We start from the raw sequence: 21,846 nt of genomic DNA on the forward strand, positions 1-21,846 counted from the left end.
CCTGGTGATTGTCCTGGTAACTTTACAATTACTCGTACATGGACAGCTACAGATGAGTGTGGTAACGCAACATCTTTAGACCAAGTGATTACTGTTCAAGATACCACGGCTCCAGAGATTACAACGCCTGATGGTGACTTAGATGTAACTATAGAATGCTCAGATACTGATGCATTAGATAATGCACTTAATTTAGTACCAACAGTTACAGACAATTGCTCTAATAATATCATAACTACATTAGTTAGTGATGATACTGTTCAAGATTCAGATTGTGCTAATGCTTCAGTTAGAACAAGAACATGGACATTTGATGATGGATGTGGTAATATTTCTGAAGAATTCACTCAAATAATTACTATAGTAGACACTACTGCTCCAGTATTAATTACTACGGATTTTGATGAAAATATCAGTGCTTCATGTGACGCCATACCTGAAATACCTGAGTTAATGTTCGAAGACAATTGTTCTGCAGATGTTAATGTTGTATTTGATGAGCAAATAAACTTCTTCCCAAATACTGATGATTATGAAATTATTAGAGATTGGACAGTTGATGACGGTTGTGGTAATACCGTGACATTTACTCAGTTAATTTCTGTTAGTACCCCAACTATTGATGCAATTGATGGTGATAGATGTATTGACGATGGTGTAATTAACTTATTCGATTTCTTACAAGGCAATGTAGATACAAGTGGTACATGGTCTATAGTAATAGGAAATGGAATTAATCTTAACGGAAGCTTATTCGATCCTCAAGATGGTGGTGAAGTAAATGGTATATATACATTTAGATATACTATTGATGGTACTTGTAATACTCAAGTAGATGTAAATGTAACCTTAAATGACGATTGTATAGTTCTTCCTTGTGGAGAAGAAGATGTAAATATCTCTAAAACAGTTACTGCTAATGGTGATGGTGTAAATGAATTCTTCCGAATTACAGGTGTTGAAACTTGTGGATTTGTGACTGAAGTACAAATATTCAACCGTTGGGGTGCTGTAGTATACAAAAACAATAACTACCAAAATGATTGGAGTGGACAAACAATACGCTCATCAGTTGGTAGCTCTGGAAATGTCCCAACTGGAACATACTATTATGTAGTAACACTAAGAAATAGTGGTTTAGAACCATTTGCTGGTCCTATTTATGTAGTAACTGGCAATTAATTAAAAAGTAAAAACTGATACCTATGAAGTTAAATAAATTTTACGGCATTGCATTCATGTTACTGTTAACATCAGTAACCTTTGCTCAGCAGCTTCCGCAGTTTACGCAGTATATGTTTAATACCATTTCTATAAATCCTGCTTATGCTGGATCTAGAGAAACGTTAAGCGCTGTTGGATTGCACAGAAGTCAATGGGTAGGTCTTGAGGGTGGTCCCCAAACTCAGACACTATCTATACACGCGCCGTTGCGAAATGAAAAAGTTGGTCTTGGACTATCTGTAATTAATGACGAACTTGGATTTGAAAATTTCCAATATGTTTATGCGGATTTTTCATATACTATTCAAACTGGTGTAAATACCAAATTGGCCTTTGGATTAAAAGGTGGTATTACTGCTTATAACCTTGATGGTGACTATCAGGCATCAGAATCTCAAGATCCATTAATTTTTGGATTCGAAGACCGTCTTGATTTTAATATAGGTGCTGGTGTGTATTGGCATAGTGATAGATGGTACGTAGGACTTTCTGCTCCAAGAATTTTTACTAACGAATATACTGGCCAAGGTACTTTTGAAGCTCTAGAAAGAGTAAGTTATTACTTTACCGGTGGTTATGTTTTTGATTTAAGCGAAAGCGTAAAACTAAAGCCTTCTACCCTATTAAAAGCGACAAACGGTGCACCTTTATCATTCGATATTTCTGCTAACTTCTTATTCAACGAAAAATTTTGGATTGGTGGCGGATACCGAATTAATGAACAAGCAGCAGCTATTGGCGGAATTGCAGACTTTCAAGTCTCAAAACAATTGCGCATTGGTTATGCTTACGAATACCCAATTTCTGATATAAGACCATTTACGAGTGGTACTCATGAAATTTTGTTAATGTTCGAAATATTTAAGAGTCGTAGAATTAAATCACCTAGATACTTCTAAAATGCAGTTTACTATGAAAACAAGACTAATTTTAATACTATTTACACTCTGTTTTTCTTCAAGCTTTGCACAGTTGAAGTTAGCTGATAAGTTTTTTAAAGGCTATAGTTATATCAAAGCTATCGAGCTTTACGAAATAGCTGTGGAAAAAGGTGATAGTTCAATGCATGTCTTAACAAGGTTAGGTGATGCATATTACAACAATTCTAACACTGAAAAATCTGTTATATGGTATGGCCTTGCGGCAGATAAGTATGAAGACAAACTAGATTCTGAATACTTGTTTAAGTATATTCAATCTTTAGTAAGCACCAAGCAATATGACAAAGCTAAATTATGGGTGCAAAAGCTAAAAGATAAGCAAATTGAAGGTTCAGAAACCAATAAATACATTACGGAAAACTTTGATGTCTATACCGTTACTGGTATTGTAGACGAAAGACGTATAATTAAACTTAATAATCTAAACTTCAATACCGAATTTTCAGATTTTGGTGCTTATGTAAAAGATAATACGCTTTATTTTGCATCCTCAAGAGATGCATCTTCTGGAGTTTATGATTGGAATAAAGAACCTTTCTTAGACCTTTATCAAGTTGAAATTAATCGAGGAAACAAATCAATTAGCTTTGATGCGCCTCAAAAAATTTCGGCTAGCAAGATAAATACTGACTACCATGAAGCAAATGTTGCTATTACCAATGATGGTAAAACATTATACTTTACAAGAGATAATTTAACAAAAAGAAACAGATTAGAGTACACAAAAGATGGTACGACGCATTTAGAGTTATACAAAGCAACTTTAAATGCAGAAAACAATCAATGGGAAAACCTTGAAGCGCTTCCATTTAATGACGATGTGTTTTCTACTGGTCACCCAGCTTTAAGTCCAGATAACAAACAGTTATACTTTGCATCTGATCGCGAAGGTGGCTATGGTGCTTCAGATATCTATGTTGTAGATATTAATGAAGACGGTACATACTCAGAGCCTCGTAATCTAGGTGAAAATATCAATACTGCTGGTCGTGAGTTATTCCCATCTATTGACAATGAAGGTACGTTTTATTATTCTTCTGATGGCTTAATTAACTATGGACTTTTAGATATCTATAAATCAGATATTTTAAACAATCCTGATGCAAAAAGTGAAAACATCGGTGAGCCATTTAATACGGGTTATGATGATTTTGGTTATGTGTTTAATTCTGAGACAAAAGAAGGTTACTTATCGTCTAATAGAGAAGGCGGAAAAGGTGGAGATGACATCTATAGCTTTAATTCTTATGTATGTGAGCAAACCATAGAAGGTGTTGTAAGAGATGAATTAACTAATGAAGTAATGCCAGGAGCTACTGTACGATTAATTGATGAAACTGGTAAAGTAATTTCTGAGCTTACAACTGATGACCAAGGAAGTTACAAATTTGAGAAAACACTATGTGAAAAAACATTCACTGTAGTGGGGTCTAAATCCGATTATAAAGATGACCAAAAAACGGTGACGACTTCTGATGAAAATGAAAAAGTAAATGTGGCCGACTTACTATTAACGCCATTAATTATAGACAACCAAATTGTAATAAACCCTATTTTCTTTGATTTCGATAAATGGAACATAAGAACTGATGCGCAATTTGAGTTAGAAAACATTGTAGATGTGATGCGTAGACACCCAACAATGGTGATTAAAATAGAATCGCATACAGATAGCCGTGGTGGAGAGCGTTATAATATGAGGCTCTCAGACAGACGTGCAAAATCTACAAGAGATTATATCATATCTCGAGGCATTGAAGCAAATAGAATAGAGAGTGCTATTGGTTATGGTGAGTCTCAGCTATTAAACAGATGTTCTAACGGTGTAAAATGTAGCAAAGAAGAACACCAACTTAACAGACGTTCTTACTTCTATATATTACAAGATTAATGATACCTATAATTAATCCGCTTACAATAAAAAAGCTCAGCAAATTGCTGGGCTTTTTTGTTACAATTATCGTATAAGAAAAAGCATTAACTTTACAATTAATAGCAACACATTTATCTTCTATTCACATATTTTAGGAATAACAGAAGTATAAATTACCAAATAATAATTTCTGAAAAACCTTCAGACAAGAGCTAAGAAATCAACATGCAAAGTTTACTTCAGGAAATAAGTCAAAGATGTTTTTTAAGCCCAGAATTACAACAGCGAATTACAAAAGATTTTAAGGAGAAGAATACAAAAAAAGGAGAGAAAATTTTAATCCAAGGTAATAAAGCCAATTACCTCTATTTCGTAAAAAGTGGTGTGTTACATAATTACTACTATCATGATGGAAAGCAAATATCCTCATGGTTCTATAGCGTGAATCAGTTTATAACATCATGGTTTAGTTTTTATGCTCAAAAACCAAGCTTTGAGGAAATTGAATGTTTAGAAAATTGTGTTTTATTTAAAATAAGTTATAAAGATTATCAGAAACTAATAGCGGACTTTCCCGAATTTGGGAATTTTGCTCGCCTAATAGCCGAAGAAATGCTTACGTTTTTAGATGAATTCTCTAAAGGCTGGTCTTTTCTTACTGCCAAAGAGAAATACAACTTATTACTAACTTATTTCCCAAATATTGAATTAAGAGTGAAACTTGGACATATTGCCTCTTTTCTTGGTATTTCACAAGAGACATTTAGTAGAATTAGAAAATAATATTTTAGTAAATTCCAATCAGGAAACACTAGAAAACTATTTTAGCTCTTATGTTTATGGCCCTGGTCATTTACTTTGATAAGCAATAGTCTAGCTATCATTATTTTGCTAGGACTGTACATTTCGTTGAAAAGATTTCTAGTAGTGGTTCTCCAAAATTGTATTGATTTATGATTTTCATTTGGTCTTTGCTTACCCTCTATTCTATTTTAAGTTATTTGAAGATTTTGATATAAGTCAAAAAATGCAATTACAAACATTTCCATTTTTGTATAAATATTTATTTCATGAAAGACTCAACATTATTATTTAGAAGTTTAGCAGCTATAATTTTTATTACAGGAATTGCTCATTTAGCAAGTTATGCATCACAAAAAGATGATATAAATTATAGTTATGATGAATCAATTGATTCCAATCAAAAAAAAATATTTCCTGAAGAGGAAAAAACAAAATCAAATAATAATCCTGATACTGATTATATTGTTGGAAAATGGAAAGTAAATTATAACGTCGAAGATTTTAATGGGGCTATTTTTTATAACATTAAAAAAGAAGGGGAATATTTTAATGCTTATACTTATGAATATCAAGATAAAAATGGTAATTCAGAAAAAGCTATAGGTCTTAAAACTTTAGTCATTAAAAGTTTTGACGGTTACCAAGGTAAAGGTGTTTATTCAATTGAGTATGAACATCAGCAATATCAAGTTGATTGCCAAATTGATATGGTAGATAAAAATGCTTTTAAGTTGAGTTATGATTATTATGGTTATAGTGATGTAGAAACTTGGCAAAGACAATAATTATGATTGAATTCTTATCAAAAAAACTCGATTGGATAGATGTAGAATATTGGTTTTACATCTTAAATGACTTAAGCTTAGTATATATTATTGTTCCTTTTTTTGTATTGGAGTTAGTTCGGTATGCATATTTAAAAAGGCTAAATAAAGATTTGATTTTTGATAGTTTAGCAAACCTTATAACATTTGGAGCATTTTTCTTAATAGAAATTATTCTAGGATTTTTAGCCATAACTAAAGTTTATTTTTGGATCTATAATAACTTCAGTCTACCACATTTAGAATTAAACTGGATTACTATCATCACATGTATATTATTAGCAGATTTCGCCTACTATTGGGAACATAGAATGATGCATAGAATAGGCATTGGTTGGGCCACTCATACTGTACACCATAGTTCGCCTCATTTTAATATGTCTGTAGCATACAGGTTTGGACCTTTAGATGCAATTATGCCAATAATATTTTCTTTACCTATTGTTATGTTAGGTTATGATCCTATTTTAGTATTACTAGCTGAAGTATTCGTTCAAGTTTTCCAAACCTTATTACATACGGAAATAATAGGTAAGCTTATAAAACCTGTAGAATATATTTTCAATACGCCTTCGCATCATCGTGTTCATCATGGATCAAACAGGCAATATTGGGATAAAAACTATGCTGGTATTTTAATAATCTGGGATAGGATGTTTGGCACTTTCGAGCCCGAAGTTGAAAAAGTTCGTTACGGAATTTCAGAGCCTCTAAATAGTAATAATCCGATAAAGGTGTTTTTTCATGGAATCTCCCGTCTTATCATCAAATTGAAAAAAGTAGACGGAATTAAAAATAAACTATTGGTCTTTATAAAACCTCCAGATTGGATGCCAAACAGTTCTGACCTATTAAATGCCAAGAAGAATGACTGATTTAGCAACAAAAAAAGACTGGTTCAAGTTTGTTTTTGTGATGATTGTATTCATCATCGGAATGATAATTATGATGCTTCATGAGGTAAAAGGCTTTTGGATTTGGACTGCTTACGTAGCTATTTGGTGGTGGACAGAAATGATCATTGCAAAAAACATACATTTAAAATGGTATGTTTGGGTACTTATTTTACTAGGATTGACTATTATTGATGTAATAATTATTGCACTTATAAACAGTTAATAGTATGAAAATCAATGACATAATCTTTGCAGACTTATCGACGTATGCCCCAAAAGTGAGTATTGCTTTTTATGAACGTATTTTTGGATGGAAGTACTACAAGACTGAAGATTATTATACTGCATTTATAGGCAATAAAGAGGTATCTGGTTTATACGAAACTCCTGAAAAATTCAAACAAATGCGCATGCCTCATTTTTGGATGACTTATATTAAAGTAGCCTGTTTGAATACTACAATTAACAAGGCAATACATCTTGGTGGCATTATAGAAATGACCTACGAAATAGACGATATCGGTAAAGTTGCTTTAATTCGAGACCCTCAAGGTGCCGGTTTTACTATTTATGAAGGCGACAAACTAAAAAACACTAGAACAAAAAACACAGAAAATACACTCATCTGGAACGAATTACACGTTTCTGATGTAACAAAAATTATCCCATTTTATGAAGGAATTTTTAAATGGGATATTGTACAACGTGACGATGTATCGTATGATATATTAAATTCAAAAGGAAATTATATCGCAGATATAGTGAAAATACAAAACCAATTCAAAGGAAATTTTGAATATTGGGTATGTACCTTTGGAGTTAAGAATATCTCTACAGCTAAAAAACTAATATTGGAAAATGATGGTCATCTCATCAACGATGAAAGCAGCCGTATCCTATTTACTGACAACTCTAATGAAGCATTTTTTTTCATTAAACAGATTAAAAATTAATATCTAGGACAAAAAAAGACCGCATCATTGCGGCCTTAATTACATTATATAATTAAACTACTTTACTTTTTAATAAATATATTGGTGTAATACCAATCACCATCTGCATTTTGCTCTGCAGAAATATCAAAATCTGTATAATTACCTTCGATATTACTTCTATGAGATGCGCTATTCAGCCATGCGTTAACAAGTGACTCAGCTGAAGTATAGCCATAAGCTACATTCTCTGACACCACTTGTGCGTTTTGGTGTGTTTGTAAACTCTGCTTACGCGAGTAAAAATTATCGTGAGATACGTTATCAACGTCACGCATGTAATCCGTATGTGAGTAAGCAACAGCTTTTACGGTATTGTTATTTGTCAAAGCATTTAATCCTTGACTAATTCTATAATCGTTAATAAGCTCTAATACTTCAATTTCTAAAGGTTTAGCTTGAGGAGGATTTGTGATATCAACTGATAATACATCTTCTTCTGTTAAGTTCTCAGTAGAACAAGACGTAAACGATAGAAACGCACAAATTGCCAATACTGGCACTAATGTAGAAACTTTCATAAGTAGGTATTTTTATTGTTTGGGATTACTAAAGTAACCTACCTATGGCGTTAATATGTTAATAAAATGTTAAAATCGATAAAAAACATGCTTTTTATCGATTTTATATGTTTTTAATCGTTAAAAATAGAATTTGAAGTGCATTTTTTTGTTTTTAATCGAATATTTAATGCTTTTTAACGAATTAGAGATTTTGAATTTATTAGGGTGCTAGTCGCTCAATTTTCCAGGTAAAATCTTTCTCTAGTTTATAACGTATTCTATCGTGCAATCTATTTGGTCTACCTTGCCAAAACTCTAACTCAACGGGCTTCACAATAAAACCGCCCCAATGACTAGGTCTTTCTATCTCTCTGCCTTCATAGGCTTTTTCAAGTGCTTTGAGTTTATGTTCTAATTCTGCCCTGTCTTTAACTACTTCGCTTTGATTAGATACTATGGCACCTAACTGACTTCCTCTAGGACGAGATTCAAAATAACCATCACTTAAATTTTCTGCTATTTTCTCAGCCTTGCCTTTAATTATCACTTGACGCTCTGCAGCTGGCCAAAAGAAAGATAAACAAACACTTGGGTTATCTAATATGGCTTTACCTTTTTCGCTATTATAGTTGGTGTAAAAGATAAAACCTTCATGTGTATACTTTTTTAGTAGTACTACTCTACTCTTAGGGTAACCATCTAGACCATGTGTAGAAATGGTCATAGCATTTGTTTCACCTTGATTAAAATGTGTATCTACCTCTAAAAACCAATCTCTAAAAAGTTCAATAGGATTATCCGAAATATGTTTTAAAAGTAATTCTCCTTTCTCGTAGGACTCTCTATAATCGCTTAAATCGTTTTCCATATTTACTTTTTTGCAAAGTTAGTGCTTTAAATACATAGATATTTTAAAGAACCCATAAAATTAAAACTCAAAGATTTTCCCATCATCGGCTAACTCGACATGACTAAAAACTGTTTCAGCTTCGGTTTTAAATAGTGAGATATCGTCGTAACGTGTTGAGTAATGCCCTAATATTAACTTTCCTGCATTGGCTTTTTTTGCAATGGTAGCTGCTTGTATCGCAGAACTATGTTTTGTCTTCTCACAAAGATTTGCATTCTTTTCTAAAAATGTAGATTCATGATACAATACATCTACACCTTTAATTAAGGGAATTTTGGCTTCGTCATAAGCAGTGTCACTACAAAACGCATAACTCTTAGGTTTAGGTGGTGGCAATGTAACCGCATCATTTTTTACAAGCTTTCCCTTATTGTTTTCAACATCAAAACCTTGCTTTAGCTTTCTATAATAAGCTTGATTAATATCTTCGTTGCGTACAGCATTCATATCTAACTTACGTTCTCCTTCTTTTTCTTTAAACAAAAATCCGTTGGTATAGACACGATGCTGAAGCGGAATAGTGTAGACTTCAACCTTATCGTCTTCAAAAATTAATTCAGAGTCTTTGGAAGTTAATTCATGGAATATTAATTGGTAATTGGTCCATGAATCCGAAAGCTTCATTTGAAGTGTAATCACTTCTTTTAATCCTTTAGGGCCATATATATGTAGGTCAACTTCTCTAGTCAATAATCTAAACGTAGAAATAAGTCCTACCAAGCCAAAATAATGGTCTCCATGCAAGTGCGAAATAAAGATATGCTTGATTCTTGAGAACTTAATTTTGTTCTTTCTGAGTTGCACTTGCGTACCTTCTCCACAGTCTATTAAAAAAAGGTGATTATTTATTTCTAGTACTTGAGATGTCGGGTTTGTAAAAGTACGAGGTGTAGCACTGTAGCAGCCTAGAATATTTAATTTCATATCAGAATCCTAAATCGCGCTCTATATCTTCCATCTCTATAATATCATAAGCCTCTTGCATTGTTGGCACCACACAAATTTCGTCTGGCATCTCATCCAAATCTACTTTTTCTGATACAACAACAAAAGATTTCTTGTCAGCTCTATGTCTATTACTTACCCTGATAAACTCTATGATGTCTTCAAGCGTAATACTATCTAAACTAGAGAGATTAACAATAATATGGTCATTTTTATACGTATCGTAAACTTGCTCAATATTGTTCACTAATGTCTTTACAGATGCCTTCTCCTGCGTAATAATGGTAATATTACCGTCTTTATCAAAAATCATATCCGCTATTTTATTTTTGAAGCTAAAAGATAAATAACTGCCATCCTAATTGCAACTCCATTTTCAACTTGATTCAAAATAATAGATTGGTCAGAGTCAGCGACATCACTGGTAATCTCTACTCCGCGGTTTATTGGACCTGGATGCATGATGGTAATTTCCTTATCTAAACTGTCTAATAATGCTTTATTAACTCCGTATTGTTGTGCATACTCTCGTGTTGAAGGAAAATAACTAATATCCATACGCTCATTTTGGACACGAAGCATATTGGCTACATCGCACCAATTTAATGCTTGACGTAGGTTCGTTTCTACCTTAACACCTAAGTCTTTAATATACTTAGGCAGTAAGGTTTTAGGGCCACAAACCATGACATTGGCGCCTTGAAGCTTTAAAGCATATATATTGGACAAGGCAACTCGGCTATGCAAAATATCTCCAACAATAACCACATTTTTCCCTTTTACGCTTCCTAATGATTCTCTAATAGAATACGAATCTAATAAGGCTTGTGTAGGGTGTTCATGAGCGCCATCGCCGGCATTAACAATACTGGCATCTATATGTTTTGACAAAAATACACCTGCTCCAGGACTTGGGTGACGCATCACTACCATATCTACTTTCATAGATAGAATATTGTTTACCGTATCGATAAGTGTTTCTCCTTTTTTTACTGAGGATTGACTTGCTGAAAAATTTATAACGTCAGCAGAAAGTCTTTTTTCAGCCAACTCAAAAGAGAGCTTAGTCCTGGTTGAATTTTCAAAAAATAAATTAGCAATGGTAATATCTCTAAGTGACGGTACTTTTTTAATTGGACGATTAATGACCTCTTTAAATTGATCAGCAGTTTCAAAAATAAGTTGAATATCCGATTCAGTCAGATACTTAATTCCTAGTAAGTGATTGACACTTAATTGACTCATGCTATTATTTATTTATTAAGTAAACGGCATCTTCGCCTTCGTTTTCTTGCCAGTTTACTATAACTTTTTCTTTATTTATCGCATCTACTTGTCTTCCTCTATAATCTGGTTGAATAGGTAGATGGCGACTAAAACGTCTGTCGATAAGGGTTAATAATTCTATATGGTTTGGTCGCCCAAAAGATTGAATTGCGGTTAATGCTGCACGAATACTACGTCCTGTATATAAGACATCATCTACAAATACAACACCCTTATCCTCGACAATAAAATCTATAGCTGTCGTATTTGCTTCAAGAGGTTTTTCACCTCGGCGAAAATCGTCTCTAAAAAACGTAATATCTAAGTGACCATATTTAAGGTCTTTTACTTTATAATCTTCTTTTAGAATTTTTGCTAAACGGTCTGCCAAAAATTTACCTCTTGGTTGCAATCCTATGAGTACAGTATTAGAAAAGTCGTTGTGATTTTCAATAAGTTGACAAGCCAATCGGTGAAGGATTATGTTTACTTCTTTAGAATTAAGTAATACTTTTTGACTCATATAACTTCCAAACGCATTTGGTTGGCAAAGTTAATGTAAATAATTAGAGTATCAAATTTAAGAATAGTGATAAAAAAAGCCTCTCATTTCTGAGAGGCTTTTAAATATTATAAATATCTGGAAGAATTACTTCTTACCATCCATCTTATCTTTAAGCGCTTGTAATGCATCATTAGCATCACCTAAAGTAGGCTTAGCTTCTGCTGCTTGTGCTTCTGCTTTACGTACAGCTTGCTTTACAATCTTAGCTTCTTCTTCTCTAAATACAGCAGTATGAGATGCTACAACTCTCTTGAATTCTTTATTAAATTCAATGATTTTGAATTCTGCTTCTTCACCTTTCTTTAATTTAGAACCGTCTTCTTTTTCTAAGTGACGTTGCGGAACAAATGCTACGATATCTTCATTAAACTCAATAGTTGCACCTTTATCAACGATTTCTGAAATCGCTGCTTTGTGTACAGACTCTAAAGCAAACTCAGTTTCATACTTATCCCAAGGATTTTCAGTAGTTTGTTTATGACCTAGAGATAACTTACGTCCTTCTACGTCTAACTCTAACACAACTACATCTAACTTGTCACCTACATTACAGAACTCAGATGGGTGCTTCACTTTCTTAGTCCAAGATAAATCAGAGATGTAAATTAATCCATCAATACCTTCTTCTAACTCTACAAATACACCAAAGTTTGTAAAGTTACGTACAATACCTGTATGCTTAGAACCAACTGGGTACTTGCTTGTGATATCAGTCCATGGGTCTGGTGTTAATTGCTTAATACCAAGAGACATTTTGCGATCTTCTCTATCTAAAGTTAAAATAACTGCATCAATCTCATCGCCAACAGATACGAAATCTTGAGCTGATCTTAAATGCGTTGACCAAGACATTTCTGATACGTGAACTAATCCTTCAACACCTTCAGCTACTTCGATAAATGCACCGTAATCAGCAATTACAACAACTTTACCTTTTACTTTATCTCCAACTTTTACATCTTCAGCTAAAGCTTCCCAAGGATGCTTAGATAATTGCTTAAGACCTAATTGAATTCTTGATTTATTTTCATCAAAGTCAAGGATAACAACATTTAATTTCTGATCAAGTTCAACAATCTCATTTGGATGATTGATACGAGACCAAGAAAGATCAGTGATATGAACTAAACCATCTACACCACCAAGATCAATAAACACACCATAAGACGTGATGTTTTTAACAACACCTTCTAATACTTGTCCTTTTTCTAATTGGCCAATGATTTCTTTCTTCTGTTCTTCAATATCTGCTTCGATAAGTGCTTTATGAGAAACAACAATGTTTTTAAATTCGTGGTTGATTTTTACAACTTTAAATTCCATTGTTTTGTTTACATACTGATCGTAATCTCTAATAGGTTTTACATCGATTTGAGAACCTGGTAAGAACGCTTCAATACCAAATACATCTACAATCATTCCACCTTTAGTTCTGCATTTTACAAAACCATTTACGATTTCGCCAGTATCGTGCGCATTGTTTACACGATCCCATGCTTTGATAACACGTGCTTTTCTGTGAGATAATACTAATTGTCCTGTTGCATCTTCGCGAACATCAATTAATACTTCAACCTTATCACCTACTGCTAAGTTAGGGTTGTAACGGAACTCGTTAAGAGAAATTACACCTTCAGACTTTGCATTAATGTCAATAATTGCATCACGGTCTGTAATTGTAATTACAGTACCTTCTACAACTTGATCATCTAAAGTATCAACAAAGTTTTCAGATACTAACTTCTCGAATTCTTCAAGTTTAGTGTCTTCTACTTGCTCAATACCTTCTTCGTAATTGTGCCAATCAAACTCTTTTAAGAATTTTTCAGGGTTTGCCTGCGCTTCAGATACTACAGGTGCTTGGGTTGCTTTTGCTTCAGTTGCTTCTACTACTACTTCTGCTTCTTTTGTTTTGTTTTCAGCCATTGCTGATAAAAATTTGTATTCTGTACGGTTCGAAAGTTAGGGAGAAACTATACAGAAGTTATTAGTTAAAAATTTATAATTCCTTTTCAGCTTTCTAAAACTCCTTGAAAAGGAGCGCAAAAATACTATTAAATCTTAATAAAACCAAACATAAAAACACATGACAAATTCTTGCTAAAGAACTGAATACCATAATGATTAATATAAACTTAATTTTTGGCACATAAATTGGTATATTTACTATAGTATTAACACTTAAACATTATAACACTTATGTACAGAGCTAAATATCAAGCTGTATTAGACTTAGGAGAAGAACTAAACATCAAAGACGGAAAAGTGGAAGAAGCTGCAGATAAACTCAAAGTTTGGGGAACAGCAAACACTCCATATGAAAAAGACGCATTGTGGAATAAAATTAAAGAGATTGGTGGTGAAAACCCATCAGATATCATGGCAGATATTAAAGTTGCTGATGATTCTGTTTATGCAAGACACACTGTAGCCTCTGGAGAAACTTTAGGAGGAATTGCAAAACATTATTATGGTGACGTAATGAAGTATAAAGATATATTTGCTGCAAATACTGATATTCTTAAAAATCCAGATGTCATTCATCCAAATCAAGAGTTAATTATTCCAAACTTATAAGGAAATAATTATTACAAAAAAAAGCGACCATTAGGTTGCTTTTTTTATGCTAATTTTTCTTCAACCAACTGCCTAATTGCTTCAAGCTGTTCTTCTATAGTCATGGCAGAATTATCAAACTCAACGGCGTCTTCTGCTTTTATAAGAGGAGAATCTTCTCTTGTTGAATCTATTTCATCACGAGTTATCACATTCTGTAACACCTCATCATAGCTTAAGTTGTGACCTCTTTCTAACAACTCTTTGTAACGTCTAGTAGCACGTTTCTCTGCAGAGGCAGTCATAAATATTTTAAGTTCGGCATCAGGAAAAACGACGGTTGCTATATCACGACCATCCATAACAATACCTTTATCTCTTCCCATTAATTGTTGCTGCTGCACTAACTTTCTCCTGACTTCAGATATTTCAGCAATATGACTAACGTGTTGCGATACTTTAAGAGTTCTAATCTCAGATTCTATATTTAGGCCATTCAAATACACTTCTGCAAAACCTAAATCTGAATTAAATTTAAAAGTAATGTGGATGTTCTCCAGTTCTAAAATTAAACCTTCTCTATCTATAGTCTTTGTTTCAGAAACAAAACCATTTTTTAAAGCAAAATAAGTCACAGCTCTATACATAGCGCCAGTATCAACATATATATAGCCTAACTCTTTAGCTAATAGTTTTGCAACTGTGCTTTTCCCTGTGGAAGAAAATCCATCTATGGCAATGACAATCTTACTCATCTATTCAAATCAATTTGAAGTCCAAAAAAGCTCGTATTAGCTGAACCTGTATATCTGGCATGTGTGTAACTAAACTTCATTTTATTAATCTTAAGTCCTAATCCAAAAGACAAACCAGAAAAATTACGTTGATCTACAATTCTTAATTCTTCCGCACGCCTAAAGTTATAACCTAATCTTATATTAAACCCTTTATCTGGCCATAATTCTGCGCCTAATATCAAATGACGAAGCGCATTATTAAAAAACCCTACTTTTTCTTCGGTAAGATTTCCACTTAAATCTGTAGTAGCTCTAGCTGGATTAGAAACACCAATTGGCCATTCTTGCAAATTCTCCATGGTTAAATGCCAACGCAACGGAATGTACTCTAAAGTTTGAGACATTCCAAAATTAACTTCAAAAGGTAAGCGCTCATTTAAACCCGCATAGGTTTTGAACTGTGTTCCAAAGTTTCTAACAGTGAGCGCCGCATGAAAATCTAAATCTTCATTGATATACATCACGCCAAGGTCTAATGCACCTCCAATAGAATTATATTGCTCTAATTGAGATGTTATAACTTTTGCATTAGCGCCAACATAAAAATCTGTGAAAGGTATATTGTAATTATAACCAAATGAAAGTGCTACTTCATTGCCACTAAAAGAACCCGTAGAAACACCATTTAAATCATAGCCATCAAACTGGCCATAGTTAATATAAGTAACCCCAAAATGAAAAGTTTGCACTCGCCTATCCCAAGTATAAGCATAGGCTGCGGTACCATATGTAATGCCGCCTAAATAACTTGAAAAATTTAGTGCAGCTTGATTATGCATATCGCTGTTTATTGAAGCTGGATTATATAAAGCTTCCGTGACATCTTTATCGAAATTAGTAATGATTTTACCACCAAGAGCTGCTTGACGTGGAGAAGACACTAAGTTGAGGAATTGGTATGTTGACTCACCTCCCAATTGGGCGTAAGTAACAGTAGCACAACAAATAAAAAGTAGAGTTGTAATCCTCTTAGTCATAGCTTGCAAAATAACTAAATCTATCTTAGAACGCAGTTCTAATTCTTTTATTTTTTGAAAAGCAAAAACCTCAATATTTCTATTGAGGTTTTGTGTTTTATAATGCCTTAGGATTACTTACCTTCTGTTTGGTAATCGCTAAATCTAAAACCTCGTCCATGTTCGAAACATAATGAAACTTTAACCCTTTAAGATATTCTGGTTTAATTTCATCGATATCACGTTTGTTTTCTACACAAAGAAGAATTTCTTTGATTTTTGCACGCTTAGCAGCTAATATTTTTTCTTTAATTCCTCCTACAGGTAATACCTTACCTCTTAAGGTAATTTCCCCAGTCATCGCGATGCTCTTTTTTACCTTGCGTTGTGTAAATAAGGAAACTAATGATGTTAACATTGTTACTCCGGCACTTGGACCATCTTTTGGTGTTGCTCCTTCAGGTACATGGATATGCACATTGTACTTATCAAAAACCTCAGTCTTAATACCAAACTTATCTGCATTTGCTTTAATGTATTCCATAGCAATTGTTGCAGATTCTTTCATGACCTTACCTAAATTACCTGTAATAGAAAGACTTCCTTTTCCTTTAGACAAAATAGATTCTATAAATAATATATCACCTCCAACTCTAGTCCAAGCCAATCCTGTAACTACTCCAGCAACATTATTATTCTCGTATTTATCGCGTTCTAATCTTGGGCTTCCTAATACTTCAATAACATCTTCAGTAGATACTTTGACATTGTAATCTTCTTCCATTGCAATATTTTTAGCAGCATAGCGCACCATTTTTGCAACTTGTTTTTCTAATCCACGTACACCAGATTCTCTGGTATAGCCTTCTACTATTTTCTCTAATTGTGGTTTAGCAATTTTTAAGGCTTTGTCATCTAGACCATGCTCTTTTAATTGTTTTGGCAATAAATGACGCTTAGCAATCTCCACCTTTTCCTCTATGGTATAACCTGTAACGTTTATAATTTCCATTCGGTCACGTAATGCTGGCTGAATAGTATTTAAGCTATTAGATGTAGCTATAAACATGACCTTAGACAGGTCATAACCCATTTCTAAAAAGTTATCATAAAACTCGCTGTTTTGTTCTGGGTCTAAAACTTCTAACATTGCTGAAGATGGATCGCCTTGATGACCAGAAGACAGTTTATCAATTTCGTCTAAAACAAAAACGGGGTTTGAAGTTCCGGCTTTCTTTAAACTCTGAATAATACGACCTGGCATGGCACCAATATATGTTTTACGATGACCTCTAATTTCTGCCTCATCACGTAACCCCCCTAATGATATACGAACATACTCTCTTCCTAATGCCTCAGCTACAGATTTTCCTAAAGATGTTTTCCCTACTCCTGGAGGTCCATAAAGACATAATATTGGAGACTTCATATCATTTCTTAGCTTCAATACTGCTAAATACTCAATGATTCGTTTTTTAACATCATCTAACCCAAAGTGATCCCTATCTAGGATTTTCATAGCGCGTTTTAAATCGAATTGATCTTCGCTAAACTCATTCCAAGGTAAATCCAAAAATAAATCTAAGTAGTTGCGTTGAATAGAGTACTCTGCAACTTGAGGATTCATACGTTGCATCTTAGCCAATTCTTTATCAAAATGAGTTTTTACTTTATCATCCCATTTTTTTGACTTAGCACGATTACGCATGTCTTCAATCTCTTCGCCAGAAGACACACCACCACCTAATTCTTCTTGAATGGTTTTCATCTGTTGATGCAGAAAGTATTCACGTTGCTGTTGGTTCATATCACTTTGAACCTTATTCTGAATATCATTTTTTAGCTCAAGCTTTTGATACTCTAAATTCATATACTTTAGAGTAGCTAAAGCACGTTCTTTTAAATCATTAATCATTAACAATTTCTGCTTCTCTTCTACTCTTAGGTTCATATTAGAGGATACAAAATTGACCAGAAAAGAGTTACTCTCAATGTTCTTAATAGCAAAGCTAGCTTCTGAAGGAATGTTTGGGCTCTCTTTTATAATCTCTAAAGACAAATCTTTTATAGATTCTATGATAGCTTTAAACTCCTCATTATCTCTTGCTGGCTTAGCTTCAGCAATGTCAGAAATTGTTGCTGTCAGATATGGTTTTTCAGAAACGACTTCTTTAATCTGAAAACGCTTCTTACCTTGAATGATAACAGTTGTATTACCATCAGGCATTTTTAGCACCTTTAAAATTCGAGCCACTGTACCTGTTTTGTAGATATCTTTCTCGGTTGGATTTTCTACGTCTTCGTCTTTCTGAGAAACAACTCCTATTACTTTTCCACCATTATTGGCATCATTAATCAATTTAATTGAAGCATCTCTTCCTGCGGTAATAGGAATAACTACACCAGGAAACAATACCGTATTACGTAATGGCAATATGGGTAGAGACTCTGGTAAAACTTCTTTATTTATTAATTCTTCATCTTCTGGTGTCATTAAAGGAATTAACTCTGAATTTTCATCAAAATCCTGAAATGACAAACTGTCAAGCCCTAAAAATTTTTGTTTTGCCATACTATATTTTAAGCCATTCTGTCATTAAAAGACATAGAATGTACCGTTCTTTTGTTATACATTTTCTAACTTTACGCTAGATACTAAGGTTTTATGGTGCATAGCGCACTTTACCTTTTACATTAAATTCAATTGTTGTGCCATTCAGTTTTAAATTAATAAAACTTTTTTCTTTAAAACTGTAACACTCATCAAACAAGTCTATCTATAAGTAAAAGCATTAGTTTTTTGTCTACAACCAATCAAAATATAGAACAATTACTCGTGCTTTGTAGTACTGGTAATCAACGTGCACAATTAGAGATTTACAACCGCTATTACAAGGCTATGTATAACACATCTTTGAGGATTATAAGAGACACTTATAAAGCCGAGGATATTATGCAAGAGTCATTTTTAACAGCGTTTTCAAAACTAGAGCTATTAAAAGATAAATCTGTTTTTGGTTCTTGGTTAAAAAGAATTGTAGTTAATAACAGTATTGCAGAATACAATAAAACAACCAAAGAAGGTACTATTGCTTTAGATGATGTGAAGTACAAAGTAGAAGACACTATTGGATTAGAAGAAGAGGATACACAAAAAGACAAAGTAGCGTACATTTTGAAAGCTATTAAACAATTAAAATCTAATTATAGCGTAGGTTTAACATTACATCTAATTGAAGGTTTTGATTATGAGGAAATTGCAGGAATTATGAATATATCTCAAGGGAATTGTAGGACATTAATCTCAAGAGCAAAAGAAAGCTTGAGACAAAAACTAAGCGTAAGCGCATAAATTATGAGTAATAAAGACAATTTTGACAACTTATTTGAAAAGCTTCAAGGCCAGTTCGACCATGAAGAACCAAATAATGGGCATGAAACCCGGTTTTTAGAAAAACTACAAGCCCAAAAAGACGTAAAAAAAGGCAATGGCTTTAACTCTACTTGGAAGCCTTTTTTAGCAATCGCTGCTAGCATACTTATTTGTCTTTCGGTATTTAGCGGCTTAAATAATTCTAATGATGTTACAGATTTGGCAAGTGTATCTCCTGAGTTATCTGAAGCACAAGATTTTTTTACAGCTACAATTACTGAAGAGTTAAAAAAATTAGATGCTGAACGCTCGCCATTAACAGAACATATAATTTATGAAGCAGAACGCCAATTAAACACCTTAGAAGACGATTACATTATTTTAAAAAATGAACTGAAACAAACTGGAAATGATGAGCGAATCATATATGCTATGATATCTAATTTTCAGGATAGAATAGACATACTTAAAAACATCTTAGACAAAATTGAAGACTTAAAACATACAGAATATGAGACAACAAATACACTATAAATTATTAGCAGTTTTATTACTGTTACCTACATTTATTTTTGCGAATAGCATTATGGTTAATGATGATGTTACGACAAGAGAGCGTATCATTCAAAAATCCTATAATGTAGATAAAAATGCCACTTTAAAAGTGAGTAATAAATTTGGCAATGTAGATATTATTACTTGGGATAAAAACACAATAGAATTTGATGTTCTAATTAGAGTAAGCGGTAATGATGAAGATAAGGTGGAAGACCGCTTAGAAAGAATTGATGTGACTTTTTCTGCAACAAATAATTTAGTTTCTGCGATTACAAAAATTGAAAAAAATAAATCAAATTGGTGGAATTGGGGTAAAAAAATGAATCTAAAATTAGAAATCAATTATGTAATTAAGATACCAATTACTAATTCTATAAACATCAATAATGATTTTGGAAATGTAAATGTAGACACATTAAAAGGCGTAGCGAAAATAAATTGTGACCATGGAAATATCACCACTAAAGAACTTATGGCTGATGGTAACGAATTAAATTTTGACCATACTAAAGATTGCTATTTTGAATATATAAAGAGTGGAAAAATTAATGCTGATTTTAGTAGCTATACTGTTGCGAAAACTAAGGATTTAAATATAAGTGCTGATCATACATCTGGGCACATTGAAGCTGCAGAAAACATTGTTTACAATTGTGATTTTAAATCACTTAAAGTAGATAACGTTAATAGTATTACAGGAAATGCAGATCATTTGACACTAAGAATAGGAAACGTATTTAAAAACGCTTCCGTAAAATCAGATTTTGGGTCTGTAAAGATTGAAAAAATAGCTTCAAATGCACAAAACATAGAAATTGATGGAGAACACGCTGGCATTAGTATTGGCTATGACTCGGCTTACAATTTTAATTTCAATATTAATTTAGAACATGCATCTCTTAGAAATAGTGACAACTTTAATTTTACTAAAAAGAAAATTGATGGGTCAGACAAATACTATTCTGGAAGTTATGGAACTAATAACTCCCAAAATTTTGTGAAGATAGATTCTGAATTTGGAAGCGTAACATTTAAAAAACAATAAATTAATAATCAAAAATCGAACAGTGATGTTCATTATAAAATCAAATATTATGAAAACTCAAAAATTAACGTTAAGCCTTATCTTTTTATTAGCAATTACTTTTTCTCATGCACAATGGTGGGGAGGAAAAGGTGTAAAAGGAAATGGAAAGGTTACAACAATTACGAGAACTACTGGAGAGTATGACGCCGTTAAATGTGGTGGTTCTATGGACTTTAAACTTGTTGAAGGCGCAGAAGGAAAGATTACCATAAAAGGGGAATCTAACTTATTAGAGTACATTGTTACTGAAGTAAAAAACGGAACTCTAGTGGTTAAAGTAAAGAATGGAAAAAACATTAGACCTAGTAACAACAAAACAATAATGATTACCATTCCATATAGAGATATTGATGGTGTATCCTTAGCCGGTTCTGGAGATGTTTGGAATGAAGGTACAATTAAGTCTAAAGACTTTTCTGCTGCAGTTGCTGGTTCTGGTGATTTGATTTTAAATATTGATACTGATTATACTAAAGCAAGTGTTGCTGGTTCTGGTGATTTAACTCTAAAAGGAAAAGCAAATACTTTAAAAGCAAGTGTTGCTGGTTCTGGTGATATTCATGGATTTAAGCTAAATTCTGTAAATGTTGATGCAAAAGTTGCTGGTTCTGGTGATATCTCTGTGAATTGTTCTGGTGAATTGAAAGCACGTGTTGCCGGTTCTGGTGATATTGAGTATCGTGGTAACCCAACAAAAGAAGACACTAAAGTATCAGGTTCTGGAAGTATCGAGAACTAAGAAAAAACCTTAAAAGTAAAAAAGCCGCTTAATAGCG

Annotated in this window: 23 protein-coding genes; 13 read left to right on the forward strand and 10 right to left on the reverse strand. The window is 33.1% G+C overall.

Going from position 1 to position 21,846, the window contains the following annotated elements; genetic code table 11:
- The 8 genes from IEV10_RS10400 to IEV10_RS10435 form a co-directional block, all read left to right on the forward strand.
- On the forward strand, positions 1-1,182 hold a 1,182-nt coding region (locus IEV10_RS10400; RefSeq protein ID WP_188374669.1), incomplete at its 5' end, for a T9SS type B sorting domain-containing protein.
- Between the two features lie 23 nt (positions 1,183-1,205).
- Positions 1,206-2,123, forward strand: a complete 918-nt coding sequence (locus tag IEV10_RS10405; protein WP_188374670.1) for a PorP/SprF family type IX secretion system membrane protein — start codon at positions 1,206-1,208, stop codon at positions 2,121-2,123.
- A gap of 13 nt (positions 2,124-2,136) precedes the next feature.
- Positions 2,137-4,056 (forward strand): OmpA family protein, encoded by a 1,920-nt coding sequence (locus tag IEV10_RS10410; RefSeq protein ID WP_188374671.1) that lies wholly within the window; start codon positions 2,137-2,139, stop codon positions 4,054-4,056.
- 207 nt (positions 4,057-4,263) lie between these two features.
- Positions 4,264-4,821, forward strand: a complete 558-nt coding sequence (locus IEV10_RS10415; protein ID WP_188374672.1) for a Crp/Fnr family transcriptional regulator — start codon at positions 4,264-4,266, stop codon at positions 4,819-4,821.
- Between the two features lie 287 nt (positions 4,822-5,108).
- A complete protein-coding gene (locus IEV10_RS10420) occupies positions 5,109-5,627 on the forward strand; it encodes a hypothetical protein (RefSeq protein WP_188374673.1) in 519 nt (172 codons plus the stop codon).
- A gap of 2 nt (positions 5,628-5,629) precedes the next feature.
- Positions 5,630-6,541, forward strand: a complete 912-nt coding sequence (locus tag IEV10_RS10425; RefSeq protein WP_188374674.1) for a sterol desaturase family protein — start codon at positions 5,630-5,632, stop codon at positions 6,539-6,541.
- On the forward strand, positions 6,534-6,785 hold the full coding sequence (locus IEV10_RS10430; RefSeq protein ID WP_188374675.1) for a hypothetical protein: 252 nt from the start codon (positions 6,534-6,536) through the stop codon (positions 6,783-6,785). Before IEV10_RS10425 ends, IEV10_RS10430 begins: the two co-directional genes overlap by 8 nt.
- A 4-nt stretch (positions 6,786-6,789) precedes the next feature.
- Positions 6,790-7,515: a VOC family protein gene (locus IEV10_RS10435; protein ID WP_188374676.1), complete on the forward strand. Its 726-nt coding sequence runs from the start codon at positions 6,790-6,792 to the stop codon at positions 7,513-7,515.
- Between the two features lie 62 nt (positions 7,516-7,577).
- Here the strand turns inward: IEV10_RS10435 and IEV10_RS10440 are convergent, their stop codons facing one another.
- The 7 genes from IEV10_RS10440 to rpsA all read right to left on the reverse strand — a co-directional run bounded on the left by IEV10_RS10440 (position 7,578) and on the right by rpsA (position 13,669).
- Entirely contained in the window at positions 7,578-8,075 is a 498-nt protein-coding gene (locus tag IEV10_RS10440) for a CAP domain-containing protein (protein ID WP_188374677.1), read from the reverse strand.
- A 202-nt stretch (positions 8,076-8,277) separates the two neighbouring features.
- Positions 8,278-8,925, reverse strand: a complete 648-nt coding sequence (gene pdxH, locus IEV10_RS10445) for a pyridoxamine 5'-phosphate oxidase (protein ID WP_188374678.1) — start codon at positions 8,923-8,925, stop codon at positions 8,278-8,280.
- A 60-nt stretch (positions 8,926-8,985) separates the two neighbouring features.
- Positions 8,986-9,891 carry a ribonuclease Z gene (locus IEV10_RS10450; RefSeq protein WP_188374679.1) on the reverse strand — a complete coding sequence of 302 codons (906 nt, stop codon included), beginning with the start codon at positions 9,889-9,891 and terminating at the stop codon, positions 8,986-8,988.
- A gap of 1 nt (position 9,892) precedes the next feature.
- Positions 9,893-10,225, reverse strand: a complete 333-nt coding sequence (locus tag IEV10_RS10455; RefSeq protein WP_188374680.1) for a ribonuclease Z — start codon at positions 10,223-10,225, stop codon at positions 9,893-9,895.
- 5 nt (positions 10,226-10,230) lie between these two features.
- Positions 10,231-11,157, reverse strand: a complete 927-nt coding sequence (locus IEV10_RS10460; protein WP_188374681.1) for an aspartate carbamoyltransferase catalytic subunit — start codon at positions 11,155-11,157, stop codon at positions 10,231-10,233.
- A gap of 4 nt (positions 11,158-11,161) precedes the next feature.
- Complete coding sequence (gene pyrR, locus IEV10_RS10465) at positions 11,162-11,701, reverse strand: bifunctional pyr operon transcriptional regulator/uracil phosphoribosyltransferase PyrR (protein ID WP_188374682.1); 540 nt, start codon at positions 11,699-11,701, stop codon at positions 11,162-11,164.
- Positions 11,702-11,827: 126 nt separating this feature from the next.
- Positions 11,828-13,669, reverse strand: coding sequence for a 30S ribosomal protein S1 (gene rpsA / locus IEV10_RS10470; protein WP_188374683.1), 1,842 nt, complete (start codon positions 13,667-13,669; stop codon positions 11,828-11,830).
- 273 nt (positions 13,670-13,942) lie between these two features.
- Here rpsA and IEV10_RS10475 point away from each other — a divergent pair, with 273 nt between their 5' ends.
- A complete protein-coding gene (locus IEV10_RS10475) occupies positions 13,943-14,320 on the forward strand; it encodes a LysM peptidoglycan-binding domain-containing protein (protein ID WP_188374684.1) in 378 nt (125 codons plus the stop codon).
- 44 nt (positions 14,321-14,364) lie between these two features.
- Here IEV10_RS10475 and cmk read toward each other — a convergent pair whose 3' ends face one another.
- From cmk to lon, 3 genes are all read right to left on the reverse strand, one after another.
- Entirely contained in the window at positions 14,365-15,054 is a 690-nt protein-coding gene (cmk, locus tag IEV10_RS10480) for a (d)CMP kinase (protein WP_188374685.1), read from the reverse strand.
- Positions 15,051-16,073 carry a type IX secretion system protein PorQ gene (gene porQ, locus IEV10_RS10485; protein ID WP_188374686.1) on the reverse strand — a complete coding sequence of 341 codons (1,023 nt, stop codon included), beginning with the start codon at positions 16,071-16,073 and terminating at the stop codon, positions 15,051-15,053. Before porQ ends, cmk begins: the two co-directional genes overlap by 4 nt.
- A 97-nt stretch (positions 16,074-16,170) precedes the next feature.
- Positions 16,171-18,624 (reverse strand): endopeptidase La, encoded by a 2,454-nt coding sequence (gene lon / locus IEV10_RS10490; RefSeq protein ID WP_188374687.1) that lies wholly within the window; start codon positions 18,622-18,624, stop codon positions 16,171-16,173.
- A 228-nt stretch (positions 18,625-18,852) separates the two neighbouring features.
- Here lon and IEV10_RS10495 point away from each other — a divergent pair, with 228 nt between their 5' ends.
- Genes IEV10_RS10495 through IEV10_RS14465 form a run of 4 tightly spaced genes read left to right on the forward strand, consistent with a single transcriptional unit; the run spans position 18,853 to position 21,809 of the window.
- The gene (locus tag IEV10_RS10495; protein ID WP_188374688.1) at positions 18,853-19,404 is read left to right on the forward strand and encodes an RNA polymerase sigma factor; all 552 of its coding nucleotides are present in this window, start codon (positions 18,853-18,855) and stop codon (positions 19,402-19,404) included.
- Between the two features lie 3 nt (positions 19,405-19,407).
- Entirely contained in the window at positions 19,408-19,959 is a 552-nt protein-coding gene (locus IEV10_RS10500; protein WP_188374689.1) for a hypothetical protein, read from the forward strand.
- Positions 19,937-21,028 (forward strand): hypothetical protein, encoded by a 1,092-nt coding sequence (locus IEV10_RS10505; protein WP_188374690.1) that lies wholly within the window; start codon positions 19,937-19,939, stop codon positions 21,026-21,028. The genes IEV10_RS10500 and IEV10_RS10505 overlap by 23 nt, the downstream gene beginning before the upstream one ends.
- A gap of 49 nt (positions 21,029-21,077) precedes the next feature.
- On the forward strand, positions 21,078-21,809 hold the full coding sequence (locus IEV10_RS14465; protein WP_443098487.1) for a head GIN domain-containing protein: 732 nt from the start codon (positions 21,078-21,080) through the stop codon (positions 21,807-21,809).
- The last annotated feature ends 37 nt before the right edge of the window (positions 21,810-21,846 follow it).

The organism is Winogradskyella haliclonae, from assembly GCF_014635865.1.
Lineage (GTDB): Bacteria > Bacteroidota > Bacteroidia > Flavobacteriales > Flavobacteriaceae > Winogradskyella > Winogradskyella haliclonae.